Here is a 16,334-nt window from a genome sequence, read left to right as displayed (position 1 = left end):
TCCGTATCCGCTTTCGATTTCAGATGCTTAGTCCGGGTCGGCGGTTAGTTGACCCTCGCGAATACTGGATCGAGGCCAGATCGGATGCGTAACGAATTGACGCTCGGGGCGGTGCGTGGGACGATGTCGAACACACCGGATCGGAAACCGCCATGCTCGTCCCCCAGATCGTTCACGGACTGATCCTCGCCTTTGTCATCGGCATCGTCGCGGGGTTGCGCGCGATGCTGGCGCCTGCCGCGGTAGCCTGGGCCGCGAGCAAGGGGACGTTGCCGTTGCAGGCGACATGGCTCGCGTTCCTTGGCTACCGGTTCACGCCGTGGATCTTCACGCTGCTCGCGGCCACCGAACTTGTCACCGATCAGCTGCCATCCACGCCCAGCCGCAAGGTGCCGCCGCAGTTCGCCGCGCGCCTGCTAACGGGCGGGGTGTCGGGCGCTGCCGTGGGGTACGGCATCGGTGCGCCGTTGCCGGGGATCGTTCTCGGGATCGTCGGTGCGGTCTTCGGAATTTATGGCGGCTCGGCTTTGCGCGCGCGATTGGCGGCAACGTTCGGCAGCGATCGACCGGCCGCGCTGATCGAGGATTCCGTCGCGATCCTCTTGGCGGTGCTGGTGGTGCTGTCGATCTGATGCGGAATTTCGATGCGATCATCGTCGGTGCCGGACAGGCCGGACCACCGCTGGCGGGCCGCTTGACTGCTGCGGGCATGACGGTCGCGCTGATCGAGCGGAAGCTGGTCGGCGGGACTTGCGTCAATACCGGCTGCATGCCGACCAAGACGCTGGTGGCGAGCGCCTATGCCGCGCACCTCGCGAGGCGCGCGGCGGATTTCGGCATCGCGACCGGCGATGTCACGGTCGCCATGCCTGCCGTCGCGACGCGCGCGCGCAAGGTCGTGATGGACGCGCGATCGGGCAACGAGCGCTGGCTCGAGGGGATGGCGGGCCTCACGTTCCTGCGCGGCCACGCCCGCTTTACCGGACCGCGGACGATCGCGGTCGACGGCGAAGAGATGACCGCGCCGCGCATCTTCCTCAACGTCGGCGGGCGGGCGATCGTGCCCGACATGCCCGGTGTCGGCGACGTGCCGCATCTCGACAATACCGACATGGTCGCGCTGGAACAGATTCCCGAGCATCTCGTCGTCGTCGGCGGAAGCTATGTCGGGCTCGAGTTCGCGCAGATGTACCGAAGGTTCGGCGCCGCGGTGACGGTGGTGGAGCGCGGCGAACGGCTGATCGGGCACGAGGATGCCGACGTGTCGGAAGCCGTGCGGGGCATATTGGAGGACGAGGGGATCACGGTGCGGACGGGCGCGAACTGCATCGCGTTCGCGCGCCATGCGGACGGCGTCGCGGTCTCGGTCGATTGCCAGGCCGGCGATCCGAAGGTGATCGGCAGCCACGTGCTGCTGGCGGTCGGCCGCCGCCCGAATACCGATGATCTCGGGCTCGATCTTGCCGGGATCGCAACCGATGCGAAGGGCTATGTCACCGTCGACGACATGTTGCAGACCAACGTGCCAGGCGTATGGGCGCTGGGCGATTGCAACGGGCGCGGCGCGTTCACGCATACTGCGTATAACGACTTCGAGATCGTTGCCGCGAACCTGCTCGATCGTGGCGACCGGACGCTGAGCCAGCGGTTGGTCGGCTATGCGCTCTATACCGATCCGCCGCTCGGCCGGGTGGGGATGACGCAGGCGCAGGCGGAGAAGACCGGGCGGCCGATCCTGGTCTCGAAGCGGCCGATGACCCGCGTCGGCCGCGCGGTCGAAAAGGGCGAGACGAAGGGGTTCATGAAGATCGTGGCGGATGCGGATACACAGCGGATATTGGGAGCGGCGATCCTCGGCACCGGCGGCGACGAAGCGATCCACGGGATCCTCGACATGATGAACGCCGATCAGCCGGTGTCCGCGCTGCGCTGGGCGGTGCCGATCCATCCGACCGTGTCCGAACTGATCCCGACGCTGTTGCTCGGGCTCGAACCAGTGGCGCAGACATGAGCGATCTCGGCGCGCGCGATCACCAGATGTTCCCGGTGCTCAACGCGGAACAGCTTCAGACGGCGAAGCGCTTTGCGAGCGGTCCGGCGCGCGTGTTTGCCGCGGGCGAGCAGGTCTATGCGATCGGCGAGCACGGCGTCGCGGCCTGGCTGGTGCTCGAAGGAACGATCGACGTCGTCCGCCGCGACGGGCTCAGCCACGAGGCGCCGATCACCACGCACGGCCCGGGGCAATTGACTGGCGAGGTCAACCAGCTTGCCGGACGCCCGACGATCGCCGGAGGCACCGCTGGGCCCCAAGGCTGTACCGCGCTGCCGTTCGATCCGGCGCACCTGCGCGCGCTGATGGTCGGCTCGGCGGACGTCGGCGAGATCGTGATGCGCGCGTTGATCCTCCGCCGCGTCGGCCTAATCGAGCAGGGCAGCGGGGGGACGGTGATCGTCGGCCTGCCGGACAGTCCCGACGTCGTCCGGCTACAAGGGTTTCTCACGCGATCGGGCTATCCGAACATCGTCCTCGATGCGGCATCGGACGATGAGGGGCGTGCGCTGGTCGAGCGGACCGGTGTCGCGTCGAGCGATCTGCCGCTCGTGGTCTGTCCCAACGGTACGGTGCTCAAAAGGCCGTCTGATATCGAGGTCGCGGCCTGCCTCGGGATCACGCCGGAGCTCGATCCCGACACCGTGTACGACGTCGCGATCGTCGGTGCGGGGCCGGCGGGGCTGGCGGCGGCGGTGTATGCGGCGTCCGAGGGGTTGTCGGTGATCGTGCTCGACGAGCGTGCGATCGGCGGGCAGGCGGGGGCGTCGGCGCGGATCGAGAATTACCTGGGCTTCCCGACCGGCATTTCGGGGCAGGCCTTGGCCGGGCGCGCATTCAATCAGGCGCTGAAGTTCGGCGCGGAGATCGCAATCCCGTTGACCGTGGAACATCTCGATTGCGACGAGGATCGGCCCGCGGGTGACCCACTCGCGCTCGAACTGCCGGGCGATCGACGCGTCCAGTCGCGGACCGTTATCGTCGCGTCGGGCGCGCGCTATCGGCGGCCGGACATCCCCGATTTGGCGGAGTTCGAGGGTGCCGGCGTGTCCTATTGGGCATCGCCGATCGAGGCGCGGTTGTGCGAGGGCGAGGAGGTCGCGCTGGTCGGCGGCGGCAACTCGGCCGGGCAGGCGGTGGTGTTCCTCGCACCCCGCGTGAAGCACCTGCACCTGATCGTCCGCCGCCCGCTGGCCGCGACGATGTCGAAATATTTGATCGACCGGATCGCCGCGCTGCCCAACGTGACGATCCGCGTCGGCACCGAGATCGTCGGGCTGGAGGGCGAGCGCGCGACAGGGCTAACCGGGGCAATCTTCCGCCAACGCAGCGACGGCTTGGAGACGCGGTGCGCGATGCGACACCTGTTCCTGTTCATCGGCGCGGACCCGAATGCGGGTTGGCTGAAGGGCTGCGTCGATACCGACGAGAAGGGGTTCATCGTCACCGGCGCCGCCGCGCTGCCGTTGCAGACGAGCCGCGCGGGCGTGTTCGCGATCGGTGACGTACGGGCCGGATCGACCAAGCGCGTCGCGGCGGCGGTAGGCGAAGGCGCAGCGGTGGTTGCGCAGATCCACACGGTTTTGGCGGACATGGCGGAAAGGTATGCGGAATGAGCTACGGTTGCACGCACAGGGATACGATCCGCGAGGTAACGCCGAGCGCGAAGGGGTGCGAGGAGTGCCTTCGGATCGGCAGCGAATGGGTGCATCTGCGGCTGTGCCGCGAATGCGGTCATGTCGGCTGTTGCGACGACTCCCCGCACCGCCACGCGACCGCACACTTCCACGCGACGCGGCATCCGATCATCGAGGGGTACGACCCGCCGGAGGGCTGGGGCTGGTGCTTCGTGGACGAGACGATGGTGGACCTGCCGGACCAGACGCCGCAGGTGGGGCCGATCCCGCGCTATGTTTGAGGGCGGGGGGCGGTCGTAGCGGTGTGTTTCGGCATTACGAGCTACCCTGCGCGCAAGAAAGTTTAGGACGAACTGCCCACAGGTACACCACCCCGGCGAAGGCCGGGGCCCAGTTGGCATGGCCTGAGTGACAAAGCACAAACCTACATCACCGGCGTTTCCCAACTGGGCCCCGGCCTCCGCCGGGGAGGCGCCTACTCGGACGAATGGAACTAAGCCGAAGCGCTCGCTGGTGCATGCTGAGCGGTGCAAAACTGACGTTGGTACCGAGGGCGATCACCGGTTTACTCCACGTCACTAGATACCCCTCCACGCTTGCCTCACCACATACGGAAGGGTAGCCGACGCCATCGGTAAAGGCGTGAGTGATCGAAATGCGGCGTTTGATGATCGGCTTCGTAGCCATTGCGGCCTTGGCGACGGCAGGAACGGCGCAGCCGGCAAGGCGGCAGGCACAGCGCACCGAACCGGGACCGAAGCCCGGCTTGGTTCGCGTCCGCATCGTCACGTCGGAGGGCCCGATCCTGCTGGCACTCGATGCACGTCACGCGCCAAAGACGACCGCGAATTTCCTCGCCTATGTCGATGACGGCCGGTTCGACGGCACCGATTTCTACCGCGCGAGCCGCCAGAAATCCGCGCCGAAGCTCGGCTTCATCCAGGCGGGCATCCGCACCGATGCACGGCGGATCCTGCCGCCGTTTCCGCTCGAGACCACAGCGATGACGGGTATCAAGCATCTCGACGCGACGATCTCGATGGCGCGGGGGATGACGCCGGCATCGGCGGGCGGGAATTTCTTCATCACGGTGGGGCCGGCGCCGGCGATGGACGCGCGCGCGGGGTATCCGGGCTATGCGGCGTTCGGGCATGTCGTCGCGGGGATGGACGTGGTGAAGCGCATCCTCGCCAAGCCGACCGGCGGCGGGATGGACGCGTTCAAGGACCAGATGATCCTGAAACGGGTCGCGCTGGTGAGTGCGCGGCGGCTGGACGGGGTGGCCAAGCCGACCGGACTGCCGCGGGCGTGGTTGATCGAAACTGGGCCGCAGCGGCGGAAGTGAGGGGTGGGGGCGGCTGCGCGTCGCTTCGAACGTTTGTCAGTTTGGTTAGTGGAGTGGCGTTTCCTTCGCATGCTTCTGGCGCAAAGGTGGTCGCCATCGACTTCTGCGCCGCCCCGGCGAAGGCCGGGGTCCAACTGGAAAGGTCAAAATGATGGCTGTTTGCCTTTTAGGTCAGCAGCCTCCCCCAATTGGGCCCCGGCCTCCGCCGGGGTGGTGTTGTGGAAACTGGTCCCCGCAGACCCTTAAATCAGTTGTCACAACCCTCTGTTCTCCCGCGAAGGCGGGAGCCCAGGGTCACGACTGCCAACGTTTGTGGCTCCTGGACCCCCGCCTTCGCGGGGGAACGAAACGGCTTAGGCAGTGAGGCTAAGCGCAACCGCCTCCGCGACCTTGATGCCGTCGACCGCGGCGGAAAGGATGCCCCCGGCATAGCCAGCGCCTTCGCCCGCCGGGAACAATCCCGCGGTGTTGAGACTGACGAAATCGTCGCCGCGCGTGATCCTCACCGGCGACGAGGTGCGCGTTTCGACCCCCGTGAGCACCGCGTCGGGATGATCGTAACCCGGAATCTCACGCCCAAACAGGGGCAAAGCCTCGCGCAACGCAGTCATCGCGAACTCCGGCAGGCACTCCGACAGGTCGGTCATGTGCACGCCCGGCTTGTACGACGGTATTACCGTTCCGAGTGCAGTCGACGCGCGCCCCGCGAGCAGATCGCCGATACGTTGCGCGGGTGCTTTGTAGTTCGAGCCACCTGCGACATAGGCCCGCGATTCCCAGTGGCGTTGCAGCTCGATCCCGGCGAGCGGATGGCCGGGATAGTCGCGCTCGGGGTCAATGCCGATGACGATGCCGGAGTTCGCGTTGCGTTCGTTGCGCGAATATTGGCTCATGCCGTTGGTGGCGACGCGGCCTTCCTCCGAAGTCGCGGCGACGACGGTGCCGCCTGGGCACATGCAGAAACTATACACCGTGCGGCCGTTCTTGCAGTGGTGCGACAGGCTGTACGCCGCGGCTCCGAGGTCGGGATGGCCCGCGCAAGGGCCGAACCGCGCTTCGTCGATCCAGGACTGCGGATGTTCGATGCGGACGCCGATCGAGAACGGCTTGGCCTCGACGTGGACGCCCTTGGCGTGAAGCATCTCGAACGTGTCGCGCGCGCTGTGGCCGACCGCGAAGACGACGTGGTTGGCTTCGAGATAGTCGCCGGTGCTCAGGTGGAGCCCGCGGAGTTGGCGCGCGCCCGCCTCCTCAACGATATCGAGGCCGTCGACGCGCGTCGAGAAGCGGTATTCGCCGCCGAGCGCCTCGATCGTCGCGCGCATGCTCTCGACCATCGTGACGAGGCGGAAGGTGCCGATGTGCGGGTGCGCTTCGGTGAGGATTTCGGGCGGCGCACCGGCTTTCACGAACTCCGTCAGGACCTTCCGGCCTAGATGGCGCGGGTCCTTGATCTGGCTCCAGAGCTTGCCGTCGGAGAAGGTGCCCGCGCCGCCCTCGCCGAACTGGACGTTCGATTCGGGGTTGAGGACGCTTTTGCGCCAGAGACCCCAGGTGTCCTTGGTGCGTTCGCGGACGACTTTTCCGCGGTCGAGAATGATCGGGCGGAACCCCATCTGCGCCAGGATGAGCCCGGCGAACAACCCGCAGGGGCCTGCGCCGACCACCACAGGGCGGGGGCCGGTGTAGCTCGCGCCGCCCTTGGTGACGAAGCGGTAGCCTGTGTCGGGGGTGCGCTGGACGTGGCGATCCTTGCGGAAGCGGGTTAGGACGATGTCCTCGTTCTTCAGCGTGACGTCGACCGAATAGACGAGCTGGATGTCCATCTTGTCGCGGGCATCGTGCGCGCGACGCGCCACGGTGTAACGGATCAGGTCGCGCGGGGTGACGCGCAGGCGATCACGGATCGCGGCGGGGAGCGCTTCATCGGCGTGGTTGAGCGGGAGCTTGAGGTCGGTGATGCGGAGCATGTCGGTCGCTCTAGCGCCGCACGGCGCGATCCGCCATCGGGTGCGGGAGAGGACATGATCATGCGGACCGACGACGAGCAGAATGCCAAGAGCGCCAAGCGGAAGGAGGTCCACGATAAGATCGTCGCGAGCAAGACGATCGAGAAGGGGCTGGTCATCGTCCACACCGGCAAGGGCAAGGGCAAGTCGACCGCCGCGTTCGGCATGGCGGTGCGGATGATCGGGCATGGCCGCAAGGTCGGCGTGGTGCAGTTCGTCAAGGGCGCGATGGCGACTGGCGAGAAGGTCATCTTCGACGCGTTCCCGGAGCTTTGCGAGTTCAAGCCGATGGGGGAGGGCTTCACCTGGGACACGCAGGATCGTGCGCGCGACATCGCCGTGGCGCGGGAGGCGTGGGACGAGGTCAAGCGGATGATCGCTGATCCGTCCTATGCGATGGTGGTGGCGGATGAGCTGAACATCGTCTTGCGGTATGAGTATCTGCCGGTGGACGAGGTGCTGGCGGTACTGGCGGGCAAGCCGGAGATGACGCATGTCGTGGTGACCGGGCGGAATGCGCCGGATGCGCTGATCGAGATGGCGGACCTGGTAACCGAGATGACGCAGGTGAAGCATCCGTTCCGGTCGGGGGTGAAGGCGCAGGCGGGCGTGGAGTTCTGACTTCTTGATCCTCCCCTTGCAGGGGAGGTGGCTGGCGCTTGCCAGACGGAGGGGTGTTGCGATCTCGATGGCGGGTCACCCCTCCGTCAGCCCAAACGGGCTGCCACCTCCCCTGTCAGGGGAGGATTAGAGGCTGCTTGTCTGCGGTCGATCGTACGCCTATCGCTTCTCGCGCGACAGGTTCCCCCAACGTTCGCGCGGAGGGGGATGAAAATGGGAACGGGAAACACCCGGCTGCCCCTGCAACTGTACGCGGCGAGCCATCGTGCCTCATGCCATTGGGATACTCCCGAGAAGGCGGTGCGGACGGCGTTGACCCGCGAGCCAGGAGACCTGCCCGTCGCGGTCGTCTTTCGTCCGGCCAGGGTGCGCCGAACGGACGGGGAACACCCCGAGCGACGACATCGCTTCGCGTCGCGCGGAGGCTGGAGGCGTGCGCCTTTTGCTCTTCGTGCGGTGCGGGACCGACTGTCCGAAGGGGTTCCTATGCCAAGTTCACATCATTCTAAGATCGTTCTGGAACGGACATGCTGAAGCCGGTCGAGGACGGCGTCGCGGTGGTCGCGTGCAATACGTGCCGCCATTCCACCGATGCCCGCGACGACGAGCACGGTCAGCGCGGCGGCGCGCGGCTGGTGAGCGCGCTGAAGACAGTGCAGGCGAGCGATGCCGCCTATGCCGACGTCGCGGTGCAGGAGATGCCGTGCCTGTTCGCGTGCCAGGACTTCTGCACGATCCACCTGCGCGCACCCGCCAAGGTCGGCTATGTGCTCGGCCGGTTCGAGCCCACCGAAGACGCCGCGCGCGCGATCCTGGATTACGCACGGCTCTACGGCGAGAGCGCATTCGGGCAGGTGCCGTTCAAGCAATGGCCGCAGGGCGTGAAGGGCCATTTCATCACCCGCACGCCGCCTGCCGGGTTCGTCGTGGAATGACCTTTTTTCCGACGGCCGGGGCATTTCTATCATCCTTGAGCGCGTTGCCGCAGCCGGACGAAGCTGCTCGATTGGCGGCAGTGGCGCGGCAGGGCGAACTGACCAAGCCGCCGGGCTCGCTCGGGCGGTTGGAAGAGATTGCCGTATTCATGGCCGGCTGGCAAGGCCATGAACGCCCGCAGCTCGATCGCGGCCGGGTGGTGATCTTCGCGGGTAATCACGGCATCGTCGATCGCGGCGTCAGTGCGTTTCCGGCCTCCGTCACCGCGCAGATGGTGGCCAATTTCGAACATGGCGGCGCGGCGATCAACGCGCTGTCGCGCGCGGCGGGGCTCGATCTCAGAGTCGTCCCGCTCGACCTCGACCGGCCGACGGTCGATTTCACGGTCGCCCCGGCGATGTCGGAGGAGGAATGCCTCGCGGCGATCAACGCGGGCGCCGCCGTCGTTGCGGACGCGCCCGATCTGATCGTGCTCGGCGAAATGGGGATCGGCAACTCGACCTCCGCCGCCGCGCTGTGCCTCGCCAGCTTCGATGGATCGGCACGCGACTGGGTCGGGCCCGGTACCGGAGTCGACGACGACGGCATGGCCCGCAAGATCGCGACCGTGGAGGCCGGGCTGGCGCTGCACCGGGACGCACTGAGCACGCCGTTCGAGACGCTACGCAGGCTTGGCGGTCGTGAACTTGCGGCGATCGCAGGCGCGGTCATCGCTGCGCGTCTCGCAGGCGTACCCGTCATGCTCGATGGCTTCATATGCTGTGCCGCGGTCGCGCCGATCGCCGCTGCGTGCCCGGATATCCTCGCACATTGTCTTGCCGGCCACGTGTCGGCCGAGCCGGGTCATGCGCGCCTGTTGCGAGCATTGGGGCTCGATCCTCTGCTGTCGCTAGGCATGCGGCTCGGCGAGGGAAGCGGCGCGGCGACTGCGGCCTTGCTCGTTCGCGCGGCGCTGGCGGCGCATGACGAGATGGCGACCTTTGCCGAGGCGGGGGTCTCAGTCGCGTGACCGGTTCGCACATGCTGTACCTGATGCGGCATGGTGCTCCCGTCCGCGAAGGCCTGTTGCTGGGGCGAACGGACGAACCGGTAACGGAGGCCGGCGTTGCGGCATGCGTCCAGCGATCCGCAGGGCTGGAGGTTGCCGCGATCGTCTCGTCCGACCTGAAGCGTACACGCGATTGCGCGACGGCGATCGGCAGCGCGCGGGGCATCGTCGGCGAGGCCGATCGACGGTGGCGTGAACTCGACTTTGGAGCGTGGGACGGAATGCGTCCCGCCGATATCGATCCGGCGGCCTTCGCGCGGTTCCAAGACGATCCGGACGCCGCCCCGCCGCCGGACGGTGAGCGATGGTCGTCGTTGCTGGACCGGGTCGGCAATGCCTTGGCGGTACTTCCGCCGGTGCCGACGTTGGTCGTCACGCACGGTGGCGCAATCCGGGCGGCGCTGGCGGACCTGTGCGGGTTCGATCGTCGCCAGACATGGGCGTTCGACCTGCCTTATGCCGCGCTTGTGTCGTTGCGGATCTGGCCCGGGTTGGATCGGACGGTGCAGATCGTCGGGCTGGCGACGTGAAGCAGTTGGTCATCGCGTTCGGTTTCCTGACGCGCCTGCCGATGCCGCGCGTCGAGGCCGGGGCGAACGACTTTGCCGCGGCGATCCGGTGCTATCCGCTCGTGGGGCTGGCCCTCGGTGCGTTGGTCGCCGCGGCGGGCTGGGTAGGCGCGCTGGTCGACCCCTGGACCGGCGCGTGCGCCGCATTGCTGACGTGGATCGCCGTCACGGGCGCATTGCACCTCGACGGGCTGGCCGATCTCGCTGACGGACTGGGCGCAGCGCATGGCGATCGGACGCGGTTGCTCGCGGTGATGGCCGATCCGCATATCGGCAGCTTCGGCGTCGTCGCGATTGTCGCCCAGATGATCGCCAAGCTGGTTTTGCTGCACGCGGTCGGGCTGACGGCGTGGTGGCTGGTCATCCTGGTACCGTTTGCTGCGAGGATGGGGCCGCTGGCCTGGGCAGTGCTGTTGCCGCCGTTGCGGGCGGGCGGATTGGGCGCCGCGGTCGCCGGCGCAGTCCGATTGCGCGACCTGATCGGCTGGGCGCTCCTCCTGGCGCTAGCTGCCGTCGCGGCTCCCGCGATGTTGGCGGTTCCGCTCCTGATACTGGCCGTCGCGGCATGGTTGCGGCGTAAATTGGGAGGTATCACCGGAGACGCGCACGGGGCGGGGATCGAGCTCGTCGAGACCGGCGTCCTGCTCGCTTTTGCGATCGCCGGTGCGTCAGCCGGCGCGCTGGGCTAGGTCGAGCATCGCATCGAGGTCGAGATGACGTTCGAGCGTCGCTGCGATCGCGTCGAGCGCGGCATCAATCGAGGCCGCATGGTCAGGTCCGACCGCGTCGACGCCGAGCCGCGCCAGCCACGCCGCGCGTTGCTCGGCAAGCCCGAACAGGCCGTGGACGTAGCTCCCATGGACCAGTCCGTCGGCGCTTGTCGCACCCTCCGCGCTGCCGTCGGCACGGTGACCGACGGGGCGGTTCAGGTCGCCGCCGGTCGTCGCGCCCATGTGCATCTCATAGCCTTCGAAGCGCGCGCCCTTGGCGATCCCCTCGATCCGCTCTAGCGTCTTCGTCGCCGTTAGAACAGTGTCGATATCGAGTAGCCCCAGCCCCGCGATCGTCGTCGCCGCGCCTTCGATACCGTGGGGATCGGCGATGCTGCGACCCAGCATCTGGTAGCCGCCGCAGAGCCCCAGCACAGGTTTTCCCCGGCGGTGATGCGCCAGGATGTCGATATCCCAGCCTTGCGCGCGCAGGAAGGCGAGATCGGGGATCGTGGCTTTCGAGCCCGCAAGCACGATCATGTCCGCCTCGGAGATCGCCGTGCCGGGCGGGACCATCACGAGTGCGACGCCAGGTTCGAGGCGAAGCGGGTCAAGGTCGTCGAAATTGGCGATCCTTGGCGTAATCGGGCAGGCGATCGTTACGCGCCGTTCCGCACTGACGACGGGGCGTTCGAGGATGACGGCGTCCTCGCTGGGCAGCCGTGTGGCGTCCGCTAGCCACGGTACGACGCCGTAGCCGCGCCATCCGCTACGTGCCTCGATCGCGCGATAGCCGTCGTCGAACAGTGCGGGATCGCCGCGGAACTTGTTGACGAGGAAGCCGTGGATCATCGCCGCGTCGGCAGGGTCGATCACCGCGCGCGTGCCGACGATCGAGGCAATCACCCCGCCGCGATCGATATCGCCAACCAGGATCACGGGGACATTGGCGGCGCGGGCGAACCCCATGTTGGCGATGTCGCCTGCGCGCAGGTTGATCTCCGCTGGGCTGCCTGCGCCTTCGACGACGACGAGATCGCAGCTTGCCGACAGTCGTGTGAAACTGTCGAGCACGTCGACGAGCAATCCTTCGCGGCCCTCGCGCCAGCGCGCGGCGGCGAGCGTACCGCGGACCTGCCCGCGGACGATCAGCTGCGACGTGCGATCACCCTGCGGCTTCAGCAGAACCGGGTTCATGTCGACGCTGGGCTCGACCCGACACGCGATCGCCTGCGTCGCCTGCGCGCGGCCGATCTCGCCACCGTCGGCGGTTACGGCGGCGTTGTTCGACATGTTCTGCGGTTTGAACGGGCGGACCGACAGGCCACGGTTCGCAAATGCGCGGCACAGTCCCGCGACGAGTACCGACTTGCCGACGTCGGAGCCGGTGCCCTGGAGCATCAGAGCGGCCATGCGAGTACTCCGACGATGACGAGGAGAAGGATGCAGGCCCGACGATAGATGCCGAGCGCCGCGCGGAGGTCTGTGGCGGTTACGTCGCTGCGACCTTCGCCGATATAGGGTTTGGCAGTGATGACACCGTCATAGGCGATCGGTCCGGCAAGACGAAGGCCCAGCGCGCCGGCCATCGCCGCCTCGGGCCACCCTGCGTTGGGCGAGGCATGGTTCGCGGCATCGCGTACCATCGTCCGCCAACCGCCCCAGCCGGCAATGCAAAGCAAAACGCCGCTGATACGCGCGGGGATGAGGTTGGCGACGTCGTCGGTCCGTGCCGCCGCCCAGCCGAATGCACGCCACCGGTCCTCGCGGTGTCCGATCAGACTGTCCGCGGTGTTGATCGCCTTGTACGCCCAGAGGCCCGGCAGGCCGGCGACCAGTAGCCAGAACAGCGGCGCGACGACGCCGTCGCAGACGCTTTCCGCGAGACTCTCGATAGCGGCGCGCGCGACGCCCGTTTCGTCGAGTGTCGCGACGTCCCGGCCGACGATCATCGCGACGCGGGCGCGTGCGGCTTCGAGGTCACCGGTTTCAAGGGCGCGCGCGACCGGCACGACATGGTCGTACAGGCTGCGGATCGCGAGGCCGGGCGCCGCCATCAAGCCGATCGCGATCCAGGTCATGGGACCAAGAACGAGCCGCACGAGGGAAGTCGCAGCGAGCGCGACGCCGACCGCCACTGCGATGAGTGCAACGATCGTTACGACACCGGCGGCACGGCGGAACGTGTCCGATAGCGTAGGGCGGTTCCAGCGCGTCTCGGCCCATCCGATCATTCGCGCGAAACCGCCGACCGGATGACCGATCCGCGCATAGAGTGGCGCCGGCCAGCCGACCGCCGCGTCTATGATGATCGCCAGCACGGCGACCGGCTCAACCACCGCCAAGCGCCTCGTCGAGCCGTGCAAAGGCGTCGTCGCTGCCCGGGACGCCCATACGCAGCCAGCGGGGCGAGTGATCGAAAGTGCGGGTGAGGATGCCGACCTGTGCAAGCCGTTCGAACAGCGCGGGTGCCGTGTCGGTCTCGATCAGCCGGAACAACGCGCAATCGCCGCGGGCCTGGAGGCCATGGCGTGCCAACATCGTGTCGAGCCTCTTGGCGCGTTCAACGATCGAGACCCGCGCGGCGGCGATCCATTCGGCGTCTCGGTAGGCGGCGATGCCATAGGCCACGGCGTGCGCCGATATCGGCCAGCTGCCGAGCCGCTGGCGCATAACGGCCACGTGTTCCGGCGGCCCGATCATGAACCCGAGCCGTAGGCCGGGCAGGCCGAAGAATTTGCCGAACGACCGGAACACGATCGCGCGATCGTCGGGGCAGAGCAGGGGGATGAGGCTCGATTCGGGCGCGACGTCGGCAAACGCTTCGTCCACGATCAGGAAGGCACCGCTGCGGGCGATCGTCAGCAGGCGTTGCGGCGTGTCGCGCTGGCCGTCGGGATTGTTGGGGTTGGCCAGCAACAGCGTGCCGTCTGCGACCGTCCCGATCGCATCTCGCGGTATCGGAACGGTGCCGACGATTGCTTCGGCATGCGTGGCGTAGCTCGGCACGACGAACCGGGCGGGGGTAGGCAGGTCCAGTGCGGCCAGCATTCGCAGACCGAGTTCACTGCCGGGCAACGCGACGATCCGGTCCGCGGTTGTGCCGAATACGGCAGCAGCGGAGGCTTCCAGATCGGCGATCGCGGCGGGCGAGGGGAGGCTGTGCAGATCGACCGTCGGGACACTATCGGTAGGCCACGCGCAGGGGTTGATGCCGGTCGACAGGTCGAGCCAGGGTCGCGGCGCATCCGGATAGTGGACGGCGGCGAGGTCGGTCCGTCCACCGTGGATGCGCAGGGCGTTCATACTGTCTTTCACTCGGGCCCGCGGGCTTTCGCTTGATCTTCTGAGCGTCATCGTCATTCCGGGCCCGTCGAGCAAGCGTGAAGGAAACGGTAGGGTGCAATCGGTCGGGACGCCGTTCGGAAAAAGCCTGTTCGTGCTGGGCGGCGCGCGTTCGGGGAAAAGCCGCCACGCGCAAGGCTTGGCCGAAGCCGCGGCGACGGACCACGCGACGCGCCTCGTCTATATCGCGACCGCGCAGGCGTTCGACGGCGAGATGGAGGATCGGATCGCGCGTCACCGCGCCGACCGTGACGATCGGTGGCGGACGGTCGAGGCTCCGCTGGCGCTTGGCGAGGCGCTGAAGAGCGAAGACGGCCCGGACGTCGTGATGCTGGTCGATTGCCTGACCCTGTGGGTGTCGAACCTGCTGCTAGCCGACGAGGCTATCGCCGCGCGCGTGGACGATCTGGCCGAGACGATCGCGCGGTTGGAAGGCCGCGTCATCCTTGTGTCGAACGAAGTCGGATTGGGTATTGTCCCGGACAATGTGTTGGCCCGGCGTTTCCGGGATGCGGCAGGGTTGCTGCATCAGCGGATCGCCGCGGAGGTCGATTCCGTCGACATCGTCATGGCCGGGTTGGTTCAGCGCTGGAAGACGCCGAACGCAGATTATACATCTCAGAGTGACTAGCGATCATCTCTTTCGCGTTAAGCAAGTATTCGCGACGCCCGGAAGCGATCATTTGTGCGATAAAAAAAACTGATCTGGTTTTTAGTATCTCGAATTTCGACAATATGATCGGCAGATCGTGAAACCGATATTTTTAATTTTATTTGTGCGACCCTAAAATTAATTGGAGCAGATCGGTCCGCTCAAACATTAATTAAAACATTTCCGTTCTAGCTATGTTAAAAGAGCTTATCGCCAGCCGATTTTTGGGCCCTGACGACCGAGAGATGCATGTGCTCCCGCCCCGAATTTTGCGGGATTACTCTCATGGCTACGACGCTCAGCCCCTTGGCGCTGATGGTTCGGAAGTTGGAAACGCACGCTGTGCTGGACGACGGCGATCGCAAGGCGCTGCTCGCGCTGCCATATACCCTTCGCACGTTCGAGCCGTCCTCCTACCTCGTGCGCGAAGGCGATGCGCCGGATCAATGCGCGGTACTGTTGTCGGGGTTCGCGTATCGCCAGAAGCTGACCGGCGCCGGCATGCGACAGATCGTGTCGCTGCACATCCCCGGTGAGCCGCTCGACTTCCAGCATCTGTTCCTCGACGTCGCGGACCACAACGTTCAGACGCTGACCCGCGCGGAAGTTGCGACGATCCCGCGATCGGCGCTGCGCGAACTGGCGCGGAACCGTGCGGCGATCAGCAACGCGATCTTCGTAAATACATTGGTCGAGGGATCGATCTTTCGCGAATGGATTCTGAACATCGGTCGCCGCGATGCGCGGTCGCGGCTGGCGCATTTCCTGTGCGAATTCGCGATCCGTCTGGACATGCAGGGGCTGACCGGCGCCGATGGCTATGAATTGCCGATGAGCCAGGAGCAACTCGGCGATGCGCTCGGACTGACGGCGGTACATGTGAACCGCACGATAAAGTCGCTCGAGGCGGATGGACTGATCGGGCGCAATCGTCGCCGGATCAGCTTTCCGCAGTGGAATGCGCTACGCGAACTCGCAGACTTTTCGAGCCGCTACCTGCATCTCGCGCAACAGACCAGCTAACGGTCCGATCGTTGGTGCGCGTGATCGACCGAATCGATAATCCGCCCACCAGCCATGAAGACGGCGATCGGGCAGGCGGCGAACAGCAGCCAGCCGCCGTATCCGGGATATTGCTGGAGATAATGCATCCCGCGTTCGACCGCGCCAACGCCGAGGCCGTAGATGACGAGGAAAGCCTCGAACTTGGTCTTGATGATGAACAGGCGCGAAAAACGTTTCCACATGGAAAGATACTACGCAAAGTTCATGCCAACGCCGGCAATCCACCGTTTTCGGATAACATGATATAGTTAACTGTAAATTAACCCGACAGGATCGGTCATCTTAAACGATTTGCCGCATTGCCAGCGCCACAGTTGCCGCAAGGTCACCAGCCTAGGGCTACTAGC

Annotated in this window: 17 protein-coding genes and 1 riboswitch; of the genes, 12 read left to right on the top strand and 5 right to left on the bottom strand. The window is 66.4% G+C overall.

Annotation, left to right across the window (positions count from 1 at the left end):
- Positions 1-152 precede the first annotated feature (152 nt).
- From AC1ME3_RS15690 to AC1ME3_RS15670, 5 genes are all read left to right on the top strand, one after another.
- The gene (locus AC1ME3_RS15690) at positions 153-632 is read left to right on the top strand and encodes a DUF4126 domain-containing protein (RefSeq protein WP_480953910.1); all 480 of its coding nucleotides are present in this window, start codon (positions 153-155) and stop codon (positions 630-632) included.
- The gene (locus AC1ME3_RS15685; RefSeq protein ID WP_480955851.1) at positions 629-2,011 is read left to right on the top strand and encodes an FAD-containing oxidoreductase; all 1,383 of its coding nucleotides are present in this window, start codon (positions 629-631) and stop codon (positions 2,009-2,011) included. The genes AC1ME3_RS15690 and AC1ME3_RS15685 overlap by 4 nt, the downstream gene beginning before the upstream one ends.
- Positions 2,008-3,666, top strand: coding sequence for an FAD-dependent oxidoreductase (locus AC1ME3_RS15680; protein WP_480953909.1), 1,659 nt, complete (start codon positions 2,008-2,010; stop codon positions 3,664-3,666). The genes AC1ME3_RS15685 and AC1ME3_RS15680 overlap by 4 nt, the downstream gene beginning before the upstream one ends.
- Entirely contained in the window at positions 3,663-3,968 is a 306-nt protein-coding gene (locus AC1ME3_RS15675; RefSeq protein ID WP_480953908.1) for a UBP-type zinc finger domain-containing protein, read from the top strand. The genes AC1ME3_RS15680 and AC1ME3_RS15675 overlap by 4 nt, the downstream gene beginning before the upstream one ends.
- 374 nt (positions 3,969-4,342) lie before the next feature.
- A complete protein-coding gene (locus AC1ME3_RS15670) occupies positions 4,343-5,032 on the top strand; it encodes a peptidylprolyl isomerase (RefSeq protein WP_480953907.1) in 690 nt (229 codons plus the stop codon).
- A 353-nt stretch (positions 5,033-5,385) separates the two neighbouring features.
- On the opposite strand, the gene AC1ME3_RS15665 is transcribed toward AC1ME3_RS15670, so the two are convergent.
- The gene (locus AC1ME3_RS15665) at positions 5,386-7,002 is read right to left on the bottom strand and encodes an NAD(P)/FAD-dependent oxidoreductase (protein ID WP_480953906.1); all 1,617 of its coding nucleotides are present in this window, start codon (positions 7,000-7,002) and stop codon (positions 5,386-5,388) included.
- Between the two features lie 54 nt (positions 7,003-7,056).
- Between AC1ME3_RS15665 and cobO the strand changes: the two genes are divergently transcribed.
- From cobO to cobS, 5 genes are all read left to right on the top strand, one after another.
- Entirely contained in the window at positions 7,057-7,662 is a 606-nt protein-coding gene (cobO, locus tag AC1ME3_RS15660; RefSeq protein WP_480953905.1) for a cob(I)yrinic acid a,c-diamide adenosyltransferase, read from the top strand.
- Between the two features lie 161 nt (positions 7,663-7,823).
- Positions 7,824-8,017, top strand: a riboswitch (cobalamin riboswitch).
- Between the two features lie 172 nt (positions 8,018-8,189).
- Positions 8,190-8,597, top strand: a complete 408-nt coding sequence (locus AC1ME3_RS15655; RefSeq protein ID WP_480953904.1) for a DUF1636 domain-containing protein — start codon at positions 8,190-8,192, stop codon at positions 8,595-8,597.
- Positions 8,594-9,607, top strand: a complete 1,014-nt coding sequence (gene cobT, locus AC1ME3_RS15650) for a nicotinate-nucleotide--dimethylbenzimidazole phosphoribosyltransferase (protein WP_480953903.1) — start codon at positions 8,594-8,596, stop codon at positions 9,605-9,607. Before AC1ME3_RS15655 ends, cobT begins: the two co-directional genes overlap by 4 nt.
- 11 nt (positions 9,608-9,618) lie before the next feature.
- Complete coding sequence (locus tag AC1ME3_RS15645) at positions 9,619-10,176, top strand: histidine phosphatase family protein (RefSeq protein ID WP_480955850.1); 558 nt, start codon at positions 9,619-9,621, stop codon at positions 10,174-10,176.
- Positions 10,173-10,904 (top strand): adenosylcobinamide-GDP ribazoletransferase, encoded by a 732-nt coding sequence (gene cobS, locus AC1ME3_RS15640; protein WP_480953902.1) that lies wholly within the window; start codon positions 10,173-10,175, stop codon positions 10,902-10,904. Before AC1ME3_RS15645 ends, cobS begins: the two co-directional genes overlap by 4 nt.
- On the opposite strand, the gene AC1ME3_RS15635 is transcribed toward cobS, so the two are convergent.
- From AC1ME3_RS15635 to AC1ME3_RS15625, 3 genes are read right to left on the bottom strand one after another with little or no spacing between them, the layout of a single operon-like run.
- Entirely contained in the window at positions 10,884-12,338 is a 1,455-nt protein-coding gene (locus AC1ME3_RS15635; RefSeq protein ID WP_480953901.1) for a cobyric acid synthase, read from the bottom strand. The genes cobS and AC1ME3_RS15635 overlap by 21 nt on opposite strands.
- Complete coding sequence (cbiB, locus tag AC1ME3_RS15630) at positions 12,326-13,264, bottom strand: adenosylcobinamide-phosphate synthase CbiB (RefSeq protein WP_480953900.1); 939 nt, start codon at positions 13,262-13,264, stop codon at positions 12,326-12,328. The genes AC1ME3_RS15635 and cbiB overlap by 13 nt, the downstream gene beginning before the upstream one ends.
- Positions 13,257-14,231 (bottom strand): threonine-phosphate decarboxylase, encoded by a 975-nt coding sequence (locus AC1ME3_RS15625; protein ID WP_480953899.1) that lies wholly within the window; start codon positions 14,229-14,231, stop codon positions 13,257-13,259. Before AC1ME3_RS15625 ends, cbiB begins: the two co-directional genes overlap by 8 nt.
- Positions 14,232-14,325: 94 nt before the next feature.
- On the opposite strand from AC1ME3_RS15625, the gene cobU reads away from it, so the two are divergent.
- Both cobU and AC1ME3_RS15615 read left to right on the top strand, forming a co-directional pair.
- The gene (gene cobU, locus AC1ME3_RS15620) at positions 14,326-14,901 is read left to right on the top strand and encodes a bifunctional adenosylcobinamide kinase/adenosylcobinamide-phosphate guanylyltransferase (RefSeq protein WP_480953898.1); all 576 of its coding nucleotides are present in this window, start codon (positions 14,326-14,328) and stop codon (positions 14,899-14,901) included.
- A gap of 306 nt (positions 14,902-15,207) precedes the next feature.
- Positions 15,208-15,945 (top strand): Crp/Fnr family transcriptional regulator, encoded by a 738-nt coding sequence (locus AC1ME3_RS15615; RefSeq protein WP_480953897.1) that lies wholly within the window; start codon positions 15,208-15,210, stop codon positions 15,943-15,945.
- Here AC1ME3_RS15615 and AC1ME3_RS15610 read toward each other — a convergent pair.
- The gene (locus AC1ME3_RS15610; protein WP_480953896.1) at positions 15,942-16,169 is read right to left on the bottom strand and encodes a hypothetical protein; all 228 of its coding nucleotides are present in this window, start codon (positions 16,167-16,169) and stop codon (positions 15,942-15,944) included. The genes AC1ME3_RS15615 and AC1ME3_RS15610 overlap by 4 nt on opposite strands.
- Positions 16,170-16,334: the final 165 nt, after the last annotated feature.

Source organism: Sphingomonas sp. BL2 (assembly GCF_056680015.1).
Note: the sequence above shows the minus strand (reverse complement) of the source record. Positions and strands in the feature narration are given on the sequence as shown.

Bases quoted from the DNA above. Each gene is read 5' to 3' on its own strand.
- AC1ME3_RS15690 (WP_480953910.1), top strand. From the start codon at position 153: ATGCTCGTCCCCCAGATCGTTCACGGACTGATCCTCGCCTTTGTCATC.
- AC1ME3_RS15680 (WP_480953909.1), top strand. From the start codon at position 2,008: ATGAGCGATCTCGGCGCGCGCGATCACCAGATGTTCCCGGTGCTCAAC.
- AC1ME3_RS15675 (WP_480953908.1), top strand. From the start codon at position 3,663: ATGAGCTACGGTTGCACGCACAGGGATACGATCCGCGAGGTAACGCCG.
- AC1ME3_RS15670 (WP_480953907.1), top strand. From the start codon at position 4,343: ATGCGGCGTTTGATGATCGGCTTCGTAGCCATTGCGGCCTTGGCGACG.
- AC1ME3_RS15665 (WP_480953906.1), bottom strand. From the start codon at position 7,002: ATGCTCCGCATCACCGACCTCAAGCTCCCGCTCAACCACGCCGATGAA.
- cobO (WP_480953905.1), top strand. From the start codon at position 7,057: ATGATCATGCGGACCGACGACGAGCAGAATGCCAAGAGCGCCAAGCGG.
- AC1ME3_RS15655 (WP_480953904.1), top strand. From the start codon at position 8,190: ATGCTGAAGCCGGTCGAGGACGGCGTCGCGGTGGTCGCGTGCAATACG.
- cobT (WP_480953903.1), top strand. From the start codon at position 8,594: ATGACCTTTTTTCCGACGGCCGGGGCATTTCTATCATCCTTGAGCGCG.
- AC1ME3_RS15645 (WP_480955850.1), top strand. From the start codon at position 9,619: ATGCTGTACCTGATGCGGCATGGTGCTCCCGTCCGCGAAGGCCTGTTG.
- AC1ME3_RS15635 (WP_480953901.1), bottom strand. From the start codon at position 12,338: ATGGCCGCTCTGATGCTCCAGGGCACCGGCTCCGACGTCGGCAAGTCG.
- AC1ME3_RS15625 (WP_480953899.1), bottom strand. From the start codon at position 14,231: ATGAACGCCCTGCGCATCCACGGTGGACGGACCGACCTCGCCGCCGTC.
- AC1ME3_RS15615 (WP_480953897.1), top strand. From the start codon at position 15,208: ATGGCTACGACGCTCAGCCCCTTGGCGCTGATGGTTCGGAAGTTGGAA.
- AC1ME3_RS15610 (WP_480953896.1), bottom strand. From the start codon at position 16,169: ATGTGGAAACGTTTTTCGCGCCTGTTCATCATCAAGACCAAGTTCGAG.